At 46.1% G+C, this 18,052-nt stretch carries 16 protein-coding genes; all 16 read left to right on the top strand.

Annotated features, from left to right (window positions below):
- Positions 1 to 35: 35 nt before the first annotated feature.
- The 16 genes from wcaJ (at position 36) to BMW97_RS14075 (ending at position 17,841) form a co-directional block, all read left to right on the top strand.
- Positions 36 to 1,430: an undecaprenyl-phosphate glucose phosphotransferase gene (wcaJ, locus tag BMW97_RS14150; RefSeq protein WP_045908619.1), complete on the top strand. Its 1,395-nt coding sequence runs from the start codon at positions 36 to 38 to the stop codon at positions 1,428 to 1,430.
- A gap of 1 nt (position 1,431) precedes the next feature.
- Positions 1,432 to 2,910, top strand: a complete 1,479-nt coding sequence (wzxC, locus tag BMW97_RS14145; protein ID WP_032646471.1) for a colanic acid undecaprenyl disphosphate flippase WzxC — start codon at positions 1,432 to 1,434, stop codon at positions 2,908 to 2,910.
- A gap of 17 nt (positions 2,911 to 2,927) precedes the next feature.
- Positions 2,928 to 4,208, top strand: a complete 1,281-nt coding sequence (gene wcaK, locus BMW97_RS14140; RefSeq protein WP_045908618.1) for a colanic acid biosynthesis pyruvyl transferase WcaK — start codon at positions 2,928 to 2,930, stop codon at positions 4,206 to 4,208.
- Positions 4,205 to 5,425 (top strand): colanic acid biosynthesis glycosyltransferase WcaL, encoded by a 1,221-nt coding sequence (gene wcaL / locus BMW97_RS14135; RefSeq protein WP_045908617.1) that lies wholly within the window; start codon positions 4,205 to 4,207, stop codon positions 5,423 to 5,425. The genes wcaK and wcaL overlap by 4 nt, the downstream gene beginning before the upstream one ends.
- Positions 5,426 to 5,437: 12 nt before the next feature.
- Positions 5,438 to 6,829, top strand: coding sequence for a colanic acid biosynthesis protein WcaM (gene wcaM, locus BMW97_RS14130; RefSeq protein ID WP_045908616.1), 1,392 nt, complete (start codon positions 5,438 to 5,440; stop codon positions 6,827 to 6,829).
- 176 nt (positions 6,830 to 7,005) lie between these two features.
- A complete protein-coding gene (gene galF, locus BMW97_RS14125) occupies positions 7,006 to 7,899 on the top strand; it encodes a GalU regulator GalF (RefSeq protein ID WP_039266717.1) in 894 nt (297 codons plus the stop codon).
- 386 nt (positions 7,900 to 8,285) lie between these two features.
- On the top strand, positions 8,286 to 9,374 hold the full coding sequence (gene rfbB / locus BMW97_RS14120) for a dTDP-glucose 4,6-dehydratase (protein ID WP_045908615.1): 1,089 nt from the start codon (positions 8,286 to 8,288) through the stop codon (positions 9,372 to 9,374).
- Positions 9,375 to 9,388: 14 nt separating this feature from the next.
- A complete protein-coding gene (gene rfbA / locus BMW97_RS14115; protein ID WP_090392954.1) occupies positions 9,389 to 10,255 on the top strand; it encodes a glucose-1-phosphate thymidylyltransferase RfbA in 867 nt (288 codons plus the stop codon).
- 230 nt (positions 10,256 to 10,485) lie between these two features.
- Entirely contained in the window at positions 10,486 to 11,022 is a 537-nt protein-coding gene (gene rfbC / locus BMW97_RS14110) for a dTDP-4-dehydrorhamnose 3,5-epimerase (RefSeq protein WP_039266714.1), read from the top strand.
- Positions 11,019 to 11,882: a dTDP-4-dehydrorhamnose reductase gene (gene rfbD, locus BMW97_RS14105; protein ID WP_045908614.1), complete on the top strand. Its 864-nt coding sequence runs from the start codon at positions 11,019 to 11,021 to the stop codon at positions 11,880 to 11,882. Before rfbC ends, rfbD begins: the two co-directional genes overlap by 4 nt.
- Positions 11,879 to 12,655 carry an ABC transporter permease gene (locus BMW97_RS14100; RefSeq protein ID WP_045908613.1) on the top strand — a complete coding sequence of 259 codons (777 nt, stop codon included), beginning with the start codon at positions 11,879 to 11,881 and terminating at the stop codon, positions 12,653 to 12,655. Before rfbD ends, BMW97_RS14100 begins: the two co-directional genes overlap by 4 nt.
- Positions 12,656 to 12,657: 2 nt before the next feature.
- A complete protein-coding gene (locus BMW97_RS14095) occupies positions 12,658 to 13,392 on the top strand; it encodes an ABC transporter ATP-binding protein (protein WP_045908612.1) in 735 nt (244 codons plus the stop codon).
- Positions 13,393 to 13,405: 13 nt separating this feature from the next.
- Entirely contained in the window at positions 13,406 to 15,322 is a 1,917-nt protein-coding gene (locus BMW97_RS14090) for a rhamnan synthesis F family protein (protein WP_045908611.1), read from the top strand.
- A gap of 2 nt (positions 15,323 to 15,324) precedes the next feature.
- The gene (locus BMW97_RS14085; protein WP_045908610.1) at positions 15,325 to 16,179 is read left to right on the top strand and encodes an NAD-dependent epimerase/dehydratase family protein; all 855 of its coding nucleotides are present in this window, start codon (positions 15,325 to 15,327) and stop codon (positions 16,177 to 16,179) included.
- On the top strand, positions 16,163 to 17,071 hold the full coding sequence (locus BMW97_RS14080; RefSeq protein ID WP_045908609.1) for a glycosyltransferase family 2 protein: 909 nt from the start codon (positions 16,163 to 16,165) through the stop codon (positions 17,069 to 17,071). Before BMW97_RS14085 ends, BMW97_RS14080 begins: the two co-directional genes overlap by 17 nt.
- A complete protein-coding gene (locus BMW97_RS14075; RefSeq protein ID WP_045908608.1) occupies positions 17,068 to 17,841 on the top strand; it encodes a glycosyltransferase in 774 nt (257 codons plus the stop codon). The genes BMW97_RS14080 and BMW97_RS14075 overlap by 4 nt, the downstream gene beginning before the upstream one ends.
- Positions 17,842 to 18,052 lie beyond the last annotated feature (211 nt).

Here is an 18,052-nt window from a genome sequence, read left to right as displayed (position 1 = left end):
CCCGGTGGGAGGGGGAACCGAATACAGGAACAACGATGACGAATCTAAAAAAACGCGAACGAGCGAGAACGAATGCATCGTTAATCTCTATGGTGCAGCGTTTTTCTGATATCACCATCATGGTCGGTGGATTGTGGGCGGTGTGTCGGATCAGCGGGCTGCCGTTCTTATATATGCATCTTCTGATGGCCCTGATTGCGCTGGTCGTGTTTCAGATGATCGGCGGAATGACCGATTTCTACCGCTCGTGGCGCGGCGTCAAAATGACCACCGAACTGATGCTGTTGCTGCAGAACTGGACCCTGAGCCTGATCTTCAGCGCAGGCCTGGTGGCGTTCAGCCATGATTTTGATAATCGCCTCGTGACCTATCTCTGCTGGTATCTGTTGAGCAGCGTCGGCATGGTAGTGTGCCGCTCCCTGATCCGCTTTGGCGCAGGCTGGCTGCGCAACCGTGGCTATAATCGTCGCTTTGTGGCGGTAGCAGGCGATCTGCCCGTCGGCAGGGTGCTGCTCGACAGCTTCCGCAAAGAGCCGTGGTTAGGCTTTGAAGTGGTCGGGATTTATCACGACGCGAAGCCTGGCGGCGTGCCTGCCGACTGGGCGGGCAACTACGACCAGCTGATTGACGATGCGAAGGCCGGCAAAATTCACAACGTCTACATCGCCATGCAGATGAAAGACGACTCCCGCATTAAGCAGCTGATGCGCGAGCTGGCGGATACGACCTGTTCAGTGCTCCTGATCCCGGACGTGTTTACCTTTAACATCCTTCATTCGCGTATTGAAGAGGTGAACGGCGTGCCGGTCGTACCGCTGTACGACACGCCGCTGTCTGGTATTAACCGCGTGCTGAAGCGTCTGGAAGATATCGTGCTCTCTTCGCTGATTCTTCTGCTCATCTCTCCGGTGCTGTGCTGCATTGCCCTCGCGGTGAAGCTGAGCTCACCAGGACCGGTTATCTTCCGTCAGACCCGCTACGGCATGGACGGTAAGCCGATTATGGTGTGGAAATTCCGCTCCATGAAGGTGATGGAGAACGACAAGGTCGTGACCCAGGCCACGCAGAACGATCCGCGCGTCACCCGCGTCGGGAACTTCCTGCGTCGCACCTCGCTGGATGAACTGCCACAGTTTATCAACGTCTTTACCGGCGGGATGTCGATTGTTGGCCCGCGTCCGCACGCGGTGGCGCATAACGAGCAGTACCGCTCGCTGATTGAAGGCTACATGTTGCGCCATAAGGTGAAGCCGGGCATCACCGGCTGGGCGCAAATCAACGGCTGGCGCGGCGAAACCGACACGCTGGAAAAAATGGAAAAACGCATCGAGTTCGATCTGGAGTACATCCGCGAGTGGAGCCTCTGGTTCGATATCAAGATTGTTTTTCTGACTATCTTCAAAGGTTTCGTGAACAAAGCGGCGTACTAAGATGAGCTTACGTGAAAAAACCATCAGCGGCGCCAAGTGGTCAGCGATGGCGACCATCGTCATCATTGGCCTCGGCCTGGTGCAGATGACGGTGCTGGCGCGCATTATCGATAATCACCAGTTCGGCCTGCTGACCGTCTCGCTGGTGATCATCGCGCTGGCCGATACGCTGTCTGACTTTGGTATCGCCAACTCGATTATCCAGCGCAAAGAGATCAGCCATCTTGAGCTGACCACGCTCTACTGGCTGAACGTGGGGCTGGGGATTTTCGTGTTTGTGCTGGTGTTCCTGCTGAGCGACACCATCGCCAGCGTGCTGCACAACCCGGATCTCGCCCCGCTGATGCGCACGCTGTCGTTTGCGTTCGTGGTGATCCCGCACGGGCAGCAGTTCCGCGCGCTGATGCAGAAAGAGCTGGAGTTCAATAAGATCGGTATGATCGAGACCAGCGCCGTGCTGGCGGGCTTTACCTTTACAGTCGTGAGCGCCCATTTCTGGCCGCTGGCGATGACCGCCATCCTCGGTTACCTGGTGAACTCTGCCGTGCGTACGCTGCTGTTCGGCTACTTTGGACGTAAAATTTACCGTCCGGGACTGCATTTCTCTCTTGCGTCCGTCTCGTCCAACCTGCGCTTTGGCGCGTGGCTGACGGCGGACAGCATTATCAACTATGTTAATACCAACCTCTCGACGCTGGTGCTGGCACGTATTCTCGGTGCGAGCGTGGCGGGGGGCTACAACCTGGCCTACAACGTCGCGGTGGTGCCGCCGATGAAGCTGAACCCAATAATCACCCGCGTGCTGTTCCCGGCGTTTGCCAAGATTCAGGACGACACCGAGAAGCTGCGCGTTAACTTTTACAAGCTGCTTTCGGTGGTGGGGATTATCAACTTCCCGGTGCTGCTGGGGCTGATGGTGGTGTCCAGCAACTTCGTGCCGCTGGTGTTTGGCGAGAAGTGGAACGGTATTATCCCGATCCTTCAGCTGCTGTGCGTGGTAGGGCTGCTGCGCTCCGTGGGGAACCCGATTGGGTCCCTGTTGATGGCTAAAGCGCGCGTGGACATCAGCTTTAAATTCAACGTATTCAAAACCTTCCTGTTTATTCCGGCAATTATCGTCGGCGGACACATGGCGGGCGCCATTGGCGTCACGCTGGGCTTCCTGCTGGTGCAGATCGTCAATACCGTCCTGAGCTACTTCATCATGATTAAACCGGTGCTGGGCTCCAGCTACCGTCAGTACATCCTGAGCCTGTGGTTGCCGTTCTATCTCTCATTGCCGACCCTGGCGGTGAGCTACGGTCTGGGTGCGATCCTCAGCGGCCATCTGCCGCTGGCCGCGCTGCTGGCGGTGCAGGTTGCCGCGGGGGCGCTGGCCTTCGTCGTGATGATCGTACTTTCTCGCAATGCGCTGGTCGTTGAGATGAAGCGCCAGTTTTGCCGTAACGAAAAAATGAAAACGCTGCTTCGCGCAGGCTAGTTCTTTAAGAGGCCATTATGAAATTATTAATTCTTGGCAACCATACCTGCGGCAACCGTGGCGACAGCGCCATCCTGCGCGGTTTACTGGATGCGATTAACACCCTTAAGCCTGAGACCGAAGTGGACGTGATGAGCCGTTATCCGGTCAGCTCATCCTGGTTACTGAACCGCCCGGTGATGGGCGACCCGCTTTATAGCCAGATGAAACAGCACAACAACGCCGCGGGCGTGATGGGCCGCGTGAAAAAAGTGCTGCGTCGTCGCTACCAGCATCAGGTGCTGCTTTCCCGGGTGACCGATACCGGCAAGCTGCGCAACATCGCCATCGCGCAGGGCTTCACTGACTTTGTTCGTCTGCTGTCCGGCTATGACGCCATTATCCAGGTCGGCGGTTCATTCTTCGTCGATCTCTACGGCGTGCCGCAGTTTGAGCATGCGCTCTGCACGTTCATGGCGAAAAAGCCGCTATTTATGATTGGCCACAGCGTGGGGCCTTTCCAGGATCCGCAGTTTAACCAGCTCGCAAACTATGTCTTCGGCCACTGCGACGCGCTGATCCTGCGCGAGTCGGTCAGCCTTGAGATGATGAAGCGCAGCGAGATTGACACGTCAAAAGTTGAGCACGGCGTGGATACCGCCTGGCTGGTGGATCACCAGGACGACAGCTTCCAGCCGAGCTATGCGGTGCAGCACTGGCTCGACGTGGCGGCGAAACAGAAAACCGTCGCCATTACCCTGCGCGAGCTGGCGCCCTTCGATAAACGTTTAGGCACGACGCAGGCGGCGTATGAGCAAGCGTTCGCCGACGTGGTGAACCGCGTGCTGGACAGCGGGTACCAGGTGCTGGCGCTGTCCACCTGTACCGGTATCGACAGCTACAACAAAGATGACCGCATGGTGGCGCTGAACCTGCGCAACCTGGTCAATGACCCGTCACGTTATCACGTGGTGATGGATGAGCTGAACGACCTGGAGATGGGCAAGCTGCTCTCCGCCTGCGACCTGACAGTGGGCACCCGTCTGCACTCGGCCATTATCTCCATGAACTTTGGCACGCCGGCCATTGCCATTAACTATGAGCACAAGTCCGCCGGGATTATGCAGCAGCTCGGTATGCCGGAAATGGCGGTGGATATTCGTCACCTGCTGGACGGATCGCTCGGCGCCATGGTGGGGGACACGCTTGGCCAACTGCCTGCTATCAATGAACGTCTGGCGGTGGCGGTGAAAGCCGAGCGCGAGAAGGGCATTGGAATGGTGAAATCGGTACTCGATCGCGTACGGGAGGGGAAATGAAGGTTGGTTTCTTCTTACTGAAATTTCCACTGTCGTCCGAAACGTTTGTTCTGAACCAAATCACCGCGTTTATCGATATGGGATATGACGTGGAGATTATCGCCCTGCAAAAGGGCGATACCCAAAATACCCATGCGGCGTATACCCAGTATGGGCTGGAGGCAAAAACCCGCTGGCTGCAGGATGAGCCGTCCGGGAAGCTGAGTAAGTTGCGCCACCGCGCCAGCCAGACCTTACGTGGGATCCATCGCGCGTCGACGTGGCGGGCGCTGAATGTCTCCCGCTATGGATCAGAATCACGCAATCTGATCCTGTCGGCCATCTGCGGGCAAACGGCGCAGCCGTATCGTGCCGACGTGTTTATCGCCCACTTTGGCCCGGCAGGCGTCACCGCCGCGAAGCTGCGCGAACTGGGCGTAATTGACGGTAAAATTGCGACCATTTTCCACGGTATCGACATCTCCAGCCGCGAAGTGCTGAACCACTACACGCCGGAATACCAGCAGCTTTTCCTGCGTGGCGACATGATGCTGCCTATCAGCGAACTGTGGGCCGGACGCCTGAAAAACATGGGCTGCCCGGGAGAGAAAATTGCCGTTTCGCGCATGGGCGTGGATTTAACGCGCTTTACCCGCCGTCCGGTGAAAGTGCCGGGTAAACCGCTGCAGATCATCTCCGTCGCGCGTCTGACCGAGAAGAAAGGGCTGCATGTGGCGATTGAAGCCTGCCGCCAGCTGAAAGCGCGTGGGGTGGATTTCCACTACCGCATTCTCGGGATTGGGCCGTGGGAGCGTCGTCTGCGCACGCTGATCGAACAGTATCAGCTGGAAGATGTCGTAGAGATGCCGGGCTTCAAGCCGAGCCACGAGGTCAAGGCCATGCTCGATGAGGCAGATGTATTTCTGCTGCCTTCCGTCACGGGGGCCGATGGCGATATGGAAGGCATTCCGGTGGCGCTGATGGAGGCAATGGCCGTGGGTATACCGGTGGTCTCGACCCTGCACAGCGGGATCCCGGAGCTCATTAAGTCTGACCATTCCGGCTGGCTGGTGCCCGAGAATAACGCCATGGCGCTCGCCGATCGGTTAGCTGCTTTCAGCGACATCGACCAGCAGGCGCTGGAGCCCGTACTGCACAATGCCCGACAAAAAGTTGAAACCGATTTTAACCAGCAGGTGATAAACCGTCAGTTAGCCAGCCTGCTGCAAACGTTGTAACGCCGAGGATGTATGCTGAAAAAGATTACCCGACGCACCTTTGTCTCGTCTCTGTCCGTTCTGGCGGCCACGCCGCTGCTGTCGTCCCGCATTGCGCGGGCGGCGAGCGGAAGAACGGTCTCTGTTAAACAGTACAATAACAACGACTGGATCGCGGCCTTTAAGCAGGCGTTTAATGACGGGGACACGGTCGTTGTCCCTGCCGGGTTGACTTGTGAAAACATCAACACGGGTATTTTCATTCCCGACGGTAAAACGCTGCTAATCCGCGGGGCGCTAACCGGCAACGGCCGCGGCCGCTTTGTTCTGCAGGAAGGCAGCAAAGTGATAGGGGAAGGCGAGGGACGGACAGAGAATATCACTCTCGATGTACGTGGCTCCGACTGCGTAATTAAAGGGCTGGCCATGAGCGGTTTTGGCCCTGTAACGCAGATCTACATCGGCGGTACGAAACCCAGCGTGATGCGAAATTTGCTGATTGATAACATCAGCGTGAGTCAGGCCAACTACGCTATCCTGCGCCAGGGTTTCCACAACCAGGTGGACGGCGCCCGCATCACCAACAGCAAATTTAGCCATCTGCAGGGCGATGCGATCGAGTGGAACGTTGCTATCAACGATCGCAATATCCTGATTTCCGACCATGTCATCGATAACATCAACTGCACCAACGGCAAGATCAACTGGGGCATCGGCATTGGCCTCGCCGGCAGCACCTACGACAACGACTACCCGGAAAAGCAAACTGTTAAGAACTTCGTGGTGGCCAACATCACCGGCAGTAACTGTCGTCAGCTGGTGCACGTGGAAAACGGGAAACACTTTGTTATCCGCAATATTAAGGCCAAAAATATCACCCCTGACTTCAGTAAAAAGGCAGGAATAGACAACGCCACGGTGGCCATTTATGGCTGTGATAATTTCATTATTGATAATGTCGACATGGTCAATAGTGCGGGAATGTTAATCGGCTATGGGGTGATAAAAGGCGATTATTTGTCCATCCCGCAGAACTTTAAGCTCAATAATATTCACCTCGATAACCGCCAGCTTGCGTATAAATTGCGCGGAATACAGATTTCATCCGGTAACGCGACCTCGTTTGTGGCGATAACCAACGTGGATATGCAGCGTGCTACGCTTGAATTACACAACAAGCCGCAGCATCTTTTTTTACGCAATATCAATGTCATGCAGGAAGCCGCCGTGGGGCCTGCCCTGAAGATTAACTTCGACCTGCGCAAGGATGTGCGAGGAAAATTCATGGCGAAAGACGAGACGCTGCTGTCGCTGGCGAACATAAAAGCCGTTAATGAGAAAGGGCAAAGCTCGGTGGATATTGACCGGGTCGACCAGCAGGTGGTGAATGTGGAAAGGCTGAACTTTGCGCTTCCGCACAGATAATCGACAATAATCTGTTTTGAGACTATTCCTGGCATAAAAGCGCGATCGAATCAGATTACAACTACAGAAATATGTGATGCTAAGGCGTAACATTGCTTCAGGGTTACGGCAAATCATGCTGGCGAAAACAGGTTTAAGAGCTATAATTCGTCAACCATTTTAAGGTGGAAGAAATAATGATTAATTTGAAAGCAGTCATTCCGGTAGCAGGCCTGGGCATGCATATGCTGCCAGCCACAAAAGCCATTCCTAAAGAGATGCTGCCGATCGTCGATAAGCCAATGATTCAGTACATTGTCGACGAAATTGTTGCTGCAGGGATCAAAGAAATCGTCCTGGTTACGCACTCGTCCAAGAATGCGGTAGAAAACCACTTCGACACCTCTTACGAACTCGAAGCGTTGCTTGAGCAGCGCGTTAAGCGTCAGCTGCTGGCGGAAGTGCAGTCTATTTGTCCGCCGGGCGTGACCATCATGAACGTGCGTCAGGCGCAGCCGCTGGGTCTGGGACACTCTATTCTTTGTGCCCGTCCGGTTGTGGGTGACAACCCCTTCATCGTTGTGCTGCCGGATATCATTATTGATAACGCGTCTGCCGATCCGCTGCGCTACAACCTGGCGGCAATGGTGGCACGTTTCAACGAAACGGGCCGTAGCCAGGTGCTGGCGAAGCGCATGAAAGGTGATCTCTCCGAGTACTCCGTAATTCAGACCAAAGAAGCGCTGGAGACGGAAGGGCAGGTTAGCCGCATCGTTGAGTTCATCGAAAAACCGGATCAGCCGCAGACGCTGGATTCTGACCTGATGGCGGTGGGCCGTTATGTTCTGAACGCGGATATCTGGGCCGAGCTGGAAAAAACTGAGCCAGGCGCCTGGGACCGTATTCAGCTCACCGACGCGATTGCTGAGCTGGCGAAGAAGCAGTCTGTCGATGCGATGCTGATGACCGGCGAGAGCTATGACTGCGGTAAGAAGATGGGCTATATGCAGGCGTTCGTGAACTATGGACTGCGTAACCTGAAGGAAGGGGCGAAGTTCCGCAAGAGAATTGAGAAACTTCTGGAACAGTAAGTCAAATCCTTAACAAATGAATCGGGTAGCAACGAGTACGAGGAGGCTGTTCCAGCTTCTGTAATTACTCTTGCTACCTTTTTTATTGTAATAGAATCAATGTCTAAGGCACTTTTTGCTGAGTGTTGACATGATGGTTTAGTCTGAGATTTTCCCTTGTCTTCAAACCTATTTAAGTGGAGAATATCAGATTAGCATTCTGTGCCTATTTGATAACAACAGGCACTGGTTCTCATTGCATAGTAGCTAACATTTTTATTGTTTTCAGTGCACTGGTAGCTGGAGAGCCAGGGGCGGTAGCGTGTTTAAAATTTGGCGCGTTGCAAGGTAACCACTCAAAAATAATGTTCGCGATTTAACATGGCGATGCAATACGGAATAGTCTCGTGAAAATACTTGTTACTGGTGGTGCAGGTTTTATTGGATCTGCAGTAGTTCGTCATATTATTAATAACACTCAGGATTCTGTCGTTAACGTAGATAAATTAACCTACGCGGGGAACCTGGAATCTCTGTCAGAAATCGAAAATGATCCCCGTTATGCCTTTGAGCGGGCTGACATCTGTGACGGCAGTGCTATGTCGCGCATTTTCGCTGAGCATCAGCCTGATGTTGTAATGCATCTTGCCGCCGAGAGCCATGTAGACCGTTCAATCACAGGCCCTGCAGCCTTTATCGAAACCAACATTATCGGTACCTATGTATTGCTGGAGGCTTCGCGTCAGTATTGGTCTCAACTGGACGACGGCCGCAAATCGGCGTTTCGTTTCCATCACATCTCCACCGATGAAGTGTATGGTGACTTGCCGCATCCTGATGAAGTACCTGCCGGTAGCGATCTTCCGCTGTTCACCGAGACCACGCCATATTCGCCAAGTAGTCCTTACTCCTCTTCTAAAGCATCCAGCGATCATTTAGTGCGCGCGTGGCGTCGTACCTACGGTCTTCCGACGCTGGTGACGAACTGTTCGAATAACTACGGTCCATACCACTTCCCGGAAAAACTGATTCCGCTTATTATCCTGAACGCTCTGGCAGGTAAACCGCTTCCTGTGTACGGGAACGGTGAGCAGATTCGCGACTGGCTGTTTGTCGAAGATCATGCACGCGCGTTATACAAAGTGGTAACTGAAGGTACTGTGGGCGAAACCTACAATATCGGTGGTCACAATGAGCGTAAAAATATTGAAGTCGTGAAGACAATTTGCACCATTCTGGATGAAATTATTGCCGATAAGCCTGCAGGCATTACTCACTTCGCCGATCTTATTACCTATGTAACCGACCGTCCGGGACATGACCTGCGCTACGCCATTGATGCCAGCAAAATTAAAAACGATCTGGGATGGGTGCCTCAGGAAACCTTCGAATCAGGTATCCGTAAAACGGTTGAGTGGTATTTGAGCAACGAAAACTGGTGGAAGCGGGTAATGGATGGCTCCTATGCGGGCGAACGTCTGGGACTGGCGGAATAATAAAGGAAAATATGATGAAAGGTATTGTACTTGCTGGTGGTTCCGGAACCCGTCTCTATCCGCTTACGCAAGGTGTATCTAAACAGTTGCTTCCTGTTTATGATAAGCCAATGATTTTCTACCCAATTTCTGTACTGATGCTGGCAGGTATCCGTGAGATTTTGGTCATTACTACCCCGGAAGATATGCCTTCGTTCAAACGCCTGTTAGGCGATGGCTCGCAATTTGGGATTAGTTTATCTTACGCGGTTCAGCCATCCCCGGATGGCCTGGCGCAGGCATTTATTATTGGTGAAGAGTTTATCAATAATGAACCTTGTGCACTGGTGCTGGGTGATAATATTTACTTTGGTCAGAGCTTTGGTAAAAAACTGGAAGCGGCTTCACAAATGACCAGCGGAGCAATGGTCTTTGGTTATCAGGTGCAGGATCCTGAGCGGTTTGGCGTGGTTGAATTCGATGAGAACTACAAAGCGCTGTCCATCGAAGAGAAACCGTTAAAACCAAAATCAAACTGGGCGGTGACCGGTCTCTATTTCTACGATAAGCATGTAGTCGAAATGGCCAAACAGGTTAAACCTTCCGCCCGTGGTGAACTTGAAATTACGACCCTTAACCAGATGTATCTCGAGCAGGGGAAATTGCAGGTTGAATTGCTGGGGCGTGGTTTTGCATGGCTGGATACGGGTACTCACGACAGCCTGGTCGAGGCTTCCCAATTTATTCATACCATTGAAAAACGTCAGGGGATGAAAGTGGCTTGCCTTGAGGAAATTTCATATCGTAATGGATGGATGAGCAAGGACCAGGTTGAGGAACAAGCTAAAAAGCTTGCTAAAACTGAATATGGCCGTTATCTCAAAGTATTAATTAGCGAATAAATAATATTTGCCTCCCTGCTGTTAAAGTTATCGTTTAATTTACACAGGGAGATATATTGTTTGGCATTTTCGATATGTTTTATCAATATATATATTGATATTAGAATTGAAAGAAATACATATGAAACCTGCCAAAATTGAATTCACTAAGGAAAGAAAACATCTGCAGGGATTGTGTATAAACGCAACAATCAAGTGTTATAAATAATTTCTTATGAAGGGGCAGTTTCGTGAAAGTCATTGATACAATTATACACGACGTGAAAATTATTGAGCCAAGAGTTTTTGGGGATGAACGTGGTTTTTTCCTGGAAACCTTTGAGAAGAAGCGTTATCAAGAAATGCTCAATATAGATCTCGACTTCGTGCAGGATAACCATTCGCGTTCAACTAAAGATGTCCTTCGTGGTCTACATTTTCAAAAAAATAATCCACAGGGTAAATTAGTTCGTGTTGTAAGTGGTGCAGTATTTGATGTTGCTGTTGATATTCGCCCGGATTCAAAAACTTATGGCCGATGGGTTGGTGTTGAGCTCTCAGCCGAGAATAAAAATCAACTTTGGATCCCACCTGGACTCGCGCATGGTTTTTGCGTTCTCACGGATACCGCCGACTTTGAATATAAGTGTACTGATTATTATTATCCGGAACATGAAGGATGCTTGCTTTGGAATGATGAAGAGGTCGGTATTGAATGGCCCGTGACCAATCCAAAACTTTCTGAAAAGGATAAAAAAGGTCTTACTTTGGCGAATCTTTATAAATGAGAGTACTGCTAACCGGAGCTCAAGGTCAGTTAGGACAAAGTCTTAGCAGACGTATCCCGCAAGACTGGATTTTACTAGCGGCAGATAAAATATTCCTCGATATTGCTAACGAACGCAATGTTTATGATGTCATTTCTGATTTTAAGCCTGATGTCGTAATAAATACTGCTGCTTTCACTTCCGTTGATGATGCTGAAACTAATGTTGATTTTTCTGAAAACGTGAATAATTTAGGCGCTAAATATGTCGCTCAGGCATCATCAAAATATGGTGCTAAACTTATCCATGTTTCCACAGATTATGTTTTCGATGGTAACAGCAGTGAACCGTATACCGAGAAAGACACCGTAAAATCACTTAACGTATACGGCAGTACAAAACACAAGGGGGAACTGGAGGTTCTTAAAAATCATGCTGGTGCTATTATAATAAGAACATCTTGGGTATATAGTGAATATGGAAAGAATTTTTTAAAAACCATATTTAATTTGGTTGAGAAAAATAAAGATATTAAAGTTGTATACGATCAGGTTGGCGCGCCTACATATGCGCCGGATATTGCAAATTTGATTATTGATATAATCAAAGAAGGAACACTCCAACCTGGTCTCTATCATTACAGCGGTGATACTGTAATGAGCTGGTATGATTTTGCCAATAAAATCGCTGCAGCTATAACATTTTCACAATCTAAAGTTGAACCAATTAGTACTGCAGAATATAAAGCCATCGCCAGGAGACCCAAATATAGTGTTTTAAATTGCGATAAAATAGAAAAGTTTGGTTACAAACGTTCCTGTTTTTCACAAGGCTTTGAACAAAGTGTTCGTGCTCTAATTGATGAAAGTAAAAAATTATGAATTCGTTTATTAATGAGATAGTTGAGTATCGACAAGTTTTAAGACAACTAATTCATCAACAGATTACTATGAGGTACAGAAGGACTTTCTTTGGTTTTCTCTGGACCTTACTGAATCCATTACTAAATATGGCGATTATCGCAGTGGTATTTTCGCTGGTAATGAAGTTTCAGGTTAATGAATACGCTATATTTTTATTTGCCGCGATGATACCCTGGTCAGTTTTTTCTAACTCTCTTAACCAGGGGGGGGGAGCATTACTGGCGAATGAATCTTTGTTTAAAAAAATATATCTACCAAAACAATTGTTTGTAATATCCGTAGTTATCTCAACATTGGTGGATTCACTGCTTAGCACTGCTTGCTTGTTTATTATAGCTTTGATACTGGGTGCTAAAATATCGTCTGCTCTATTTTTCCTGCCCGTTGCATTTCTGCTTTTGGTCATGTTTTCCCTTGGCGTCACGTTTATACTTTCAATTGTGACTGTTTATTATAGGGACGTACAATATCTTATTGGGGTTGTATTACAAGCATTATATTTTGCCACACCAATCATTTATCCGATAACTGCTATACCAGAAAAGTTCCATGTGATATTTACATGGAATCCACTTGTATATTATATTGACCTCTTCCGTTCGCCAATTTATTCAGGAACCTTACCTGAAACTCAATCGCTAATAATATGCTCTGTTTGTTCGTTGCTGAGTATTATCTTCGGTATCATCTATTTTAGACGCAATGACGCAAAAGTTATATTTAGGTTGTAAATATGAATTCTGAAATAGTTCTTAAAAATGTTGGATTGCAGTTTGCACTGCATCACAATAAAAATTCAAGTTTAAAAGAGTTGTTCGCTGATTTATTCTCCAGAACTCATCAGAAAAAAAATGATACCTTTTTAGCTCTAAATAATATTAATTTGGAAATTAACCACGGTGATAGGTTAGGCATTATTGGACACAATGGAGCAGGTAAGAGCTCTTTATTGAAAATTTTGTGCAAAATTTATACGCCAACGAGTGGTACGATTGATATAAAAGGTAAAGTAGCACCACTACTTGAGATAGGTGCAGGTTTTAATCCGGAGTTGAGTGGTAGAGAAAATATTTACCTCAATGGAACGATTCTTGGTTATAATTTAAAAAGATTGAAAGAAATTGAGCCAGATATCATTAATTTCTCTGAGCTTGAACAATTTATTGACACGCCGGTAAAATATTATTCGACTGGTATGTATATGAAGCTGGCGTTCTCAATCGCTACCGCTACTCAGCCTGATATTCTAATTCTTGATGAACTTTTCGCTGGCGGTGATGCCGATTTTATCAAAAAAGCACAGGCAAGAATGAAAGCGATGATAGAAGATTCCAATATTATGGTGTTTGTTTCTCACCAAATGGATCTTTTGCTTGAACTTTGCAATCGAGTTATTTGGGTTGACCATGGCAATATCATTGCTGATGGCAAACCTGATGAAATTATTAATCAATATTTGAAAAAATGAGTGGTAATGTTTAATGCGCAGGATTGCCTTTTATCTTTTTTATGACGAATTTGGTGAAGTTGATGATTATATCCCAACCAAGCTGACTGCATTAAAGGAATTTGTCGAAGATATTGTTGTTGTTTCGAATTCGAAAATGACCGTCGCAGGAAGGGCAAAGCTTGAAAAGATTGGGGCTACTGTTTTCTGCCGAGAAAATGTGGGCTTCGATGTTTGGGGTTATAAAGAAGGAATGGAAACTATTGGCTATGATGAATTAGCCAGTAAATACGATGAGGTTATTTTACTCAATTACACCTTCTTTGCCCCGATTTTCCCTTTTTCCGAACTTTTCAATGAAATGGATAGCAGGGCGTGTGATTTCTGGGGGATTAGCGAACATAACGAAATGGTTCCAAATCCCTTTACAGGAACTGGAGTCTTGCCTCGTCATATACAATCTCATTTCATTGCAATTCGCAAGAAAATGTTAAACTCCATTGAGTTTAAAAAATATTGGCAAGATATGCCAATGATTAATAGTTATACTGATTCTGTTTTAAGTCATGAATCACGCTTTACGTCTCATTTCCAGGCAATGGGCTTCACATCATCTGTTTATATAAGCAATGATAACTACCCATCAGATTACCCAACATTCATTGACGTTAAGCGAACTATTGAAAATAGATGTCCAATTCTTAAACGTCGTTTATTTTTCCATGATCCAATGTGGCTTGACATTAACTGTGTAGATCTACGCGGAGCTGTGGAGACCATCGAGAAGACAAGTGATTACGATATTGGTCTTATCAATCAAAATATTAATCGCACAGTAAAACCACGCATTCTTTACACAAATCTGGAACAGTTAAGGATCTTGCCTGATAATTATCCTTCTCCAGAGTATAACAACGTAGAGAATCCGGAACCAAAAATTGCTGTTCTTGCTCATGTATTTTATTCAGATATGTGGGAAGAAATTTATTCTTATATAAAAAATATTCCTTATAAATATGATTTGTATATTTCAACCTCAAGCGAAAAAGATGCATCCATACTAAGAGAAAAAACGAAAGATATCGGGCAGTATGTTGAGGTTCGCGTCGTTGAAGAAAACAGAGGACGTGATATGTCCTCATTATTTATCACATTTAAGGACATTGGTACCAGTGATAAATATGATTATATCTGTCGCTTACACTCTAAAAAATCCCCGCAGAATGGATTTGCACGTGCTGATTCGTTTAAAAAACATCTCTATGAGAACCTTCTCGGGTCACCAGAATATATCACCAACGTTATTGGTTTGATGAACAAGCGTAATGATATAGGAATAATTTGTCCACCGCTTGTTCACATCGGTTTCCCTACAATGGGTCATGCCTGGTTTGCAAACTATTGGCCAACAAGTGAATTATGTAAGAAGCTTGGCATTGTTGTTCCATTGGATGATGACACTCCTGTTGCAGTATATGGGACGATGTTCTGGTTCAGGCCCGCTGCTTTACGTCCTTTATTTGAGCATAATTGGAAATGGACAGATTTTAATGCTGAGCCAGCGCATGTCGATGGTAGTTTATCGCATGTTCTTGAGCGCATTATTAGTTATGTGGCAAAAAATGAAGGATTTAGTGTTTATAGTGTAATGACACCAACTCAAGCAGAAAAGAATTATGCTAAGTTAGAATTTAAGCATCAGAAAATTATGTCTGCCCTGCCTAATGGTGACGTTTACTGGCAATATTCAAGCTTGCTTAGGTTGTTTACCGAAACTAAATCGGGTAAACCGGATTTCCTTGCTGTATTAAGCGGATGTTCAAGACTGCTGTTTAGTTCGTTTAGACGTACGGTTTGGGATAAATATCCTCGTGTGGCTAAAACGCTATATGGACCATATCGTTTAACGAAAAAAGCCTATAAACTTGTAAAATTTAAGAAGAACAACTGATTATGAAAATTGCTGTTACTGGTGCTGGTGGTTACATAGGTAAACATGTCGTGAAAGCATTGACTTCAATGCATCACGATGTTGTCGCAATAACATATCCCGGTTCAAGAAATACGATTACATCGGAAGTTCTTGAAATGGATATTTTAGATGCGAGTGATGATAAAATCATTGAAGTTTTCTCTGACTTTGATGCTGTGCTTCATCTAGCCTGGAGTGCTGGTTTTAACCATCACGACCAGGGTCATATCGCTAATGTTATGAACCACTATCGATTTTTAAAAGCCTTGATTAGCGCAGGTGTACAAAATATTTCAGTGGCCGGAACCATGCATGAAATAGGTTATCATGTTGGGGAGATTACTGAAAAGACGGCTTGTAATCCTAGTAACCCTTATGGGATCGCGAAAAATTTCTTACGCCAGATCTGCACTTATGAAATGGAAAAGGCCGGAATTTCATTAAAATGGCTGCGTATGTATTACATAACTGGTGATGACAGAAACAGTAATTCAATTTTCTCAAAAATAATGGCTGCAGAAGATGCCGGTAAAGAAACTTTCCCACTTAACAGTGGAGAAATGCTGTATGATTTTATCGACGTTGAATGCCTTGCAAAACAAATCGCGACAGCGACTATCCAGACAGAGGTTGCTGGAGTGATTAACTGCAGTAGCGGCAAACCGAAAAGTTTACGTACAGCAGTAGAAGAGTTTATAGAACAGCATAGACTCAAAATTAAACCAGTTTATAATGTATTCCCAGCTCGTGCCTATGACTCTCCAGCTATCTGGGGTAATAGTAATAAAATTGAGCAAATCATGGCAAATGGTTGCACTGATGACAAGCAGGGATAATTCTCAGCCACACAAGGTTATAGCAATTGTTGTAACCTTTAATCCTGTAACAACCAATCTATCGTCACTTGTCTCTCAGTTAGAGACACAATCCTATCGAACTATTATCGTCGACAATGGTAGTGACAATATTGAGGATATTTCCAGGCTTCAGACTTCCTGCTCTAACGTTGAGCTTTTGTCCCTTTCTGATAATATCGGTATTGCCGCTGCTCAAAACAAAGGTATCCGCCATGGTCTTACTCTTGGCGGAGATTTTACATTATTCTTTGATCAAGATAGCAGTATAGCTGAAGATTTTGTCAGCAAAATGGTCGAAGATTTTGTATCTCTTAAGCAGAGTTACAATATTGCTGCTCTTGGACCAACACTGCAGGATAGCCGCTATAAAAAAATATATCCTGTAATTAGAATGTCCAGGCATGGCTTACGCACTAAAATCATTCCCGATATAACATCATCTAAACCTGTTGAAGTGTCATGCATTATTGCCTCAGGATGTCTTGTCGATAATAAGGTTTTATTGTTAGACAACCTTATGGACGATTCACTTTTCATTGATTATGTTGATACTGAATGGTGTTTAAGAGTTATTAGCCGTGGTTTTAAAATCTTTATTACTCCAAATGTCATTATGCAGCATGAAATAGGTGATGCTCATATTGAAATGTTGGGGTTTGTTATTCCTGTGCACTCTGCATGGCGCCGTTATTATCGAGTCAGGAATGGTGTTTTTATGTTAAAAATGCCTCACATTCCAAAGCTATTAGCTATTCGGGAAATTGTTTTTTCTTTTGTGCATCAAATGATTTTACTTTTTAAAAGTAAAAACATTGAATACCTGAAGGTATATTTCCGTGCAATGTCAGATGCAGTCAGAAAATTATTATGATACACATAATAGTAGTAAGTCATTTTCATGATGATTATATCAAGTCATTAATTAATAAAATTAATGATTCTCAGTTTGATGCGAGCTCTCTATTTAGAATATACATAAAAGATAATGTAAATAGCCTTGGATTGCGAGAGTTTTGCGCGAGCGAAAAGATTTGTTATATTCCATCTCTTGAGCGTTCGGGGTTTTCACGCAATAACAATCATGCTGTTGCAAAGATAATTGAAGATTATTGCGTTGATGTTCAGGAAGATTATTTCTTATTTCTCAATCCAGACGTTTTGGTCGATGCTGACACGCTTAAACAATTAAGTGGAATACTTGCATGCCATAAATATGATCTCTTTACAGCTGATCTCTACAAAGATCAGAATTTGACTGTACGAGATCCCTCAGTCAGACATTTTCCCAAATTAGTTAACTTCTTTACTTCGTATTTTCTGGGTTATAATAAAAGTATAATAGATCGCTCTGATATTAACACTCATCAGGTTGTTGACTGGTGCGCCGGTTCTTTTTTAGGGATGAAATGCTCGGTTTTTAATCAAATCAATGGCTTCGATGAGCAATTTTTTATGTACTGTGAAGATATCGATATTTGTATCAGAGCAAAAAATGCAGGTTATAAATTAGTCTATCTTCCTGAATTAAAAGTAGTACATTTTAGTCAAAATGATAATAGAACATTGTTTAGCAGACATTTTCTATGGCATCTGAAAAGCGTTATGTACATGTTTCGTAAACATGTTTTAAAAGTTTGCTGAAATTAAAGGCGATCGGAGAACGTGTAAATTGCAATTACTTCAGATGGTAATTCAGTATGCCTCGCTGCGTAACATTTTTTGGTCTGAAATGTTTTCCGAAATGTGCACTTAAGGTTAAACAGATGGGACAAGAAGTTTACATGGCTACTGTTCATCGCAATAAATTTTAAGTTAACATGTTTACACTTTGTATCGCCGGGAAGAATCCGCT

The organism is Enterobacter sp. NFIX58, assembly GCF_900110475.1.
Taxonomy (GTDB): Bacteria; Pseudomonadota; Gammaproteobacteria; order Enterobacterales; family Enterobacteriaceae; genus Enterobacter; species Enterobacter quasiroggenkampii.
This window is presented reverse-complemented; position numbering and strand designations above follow the sequence as displayed.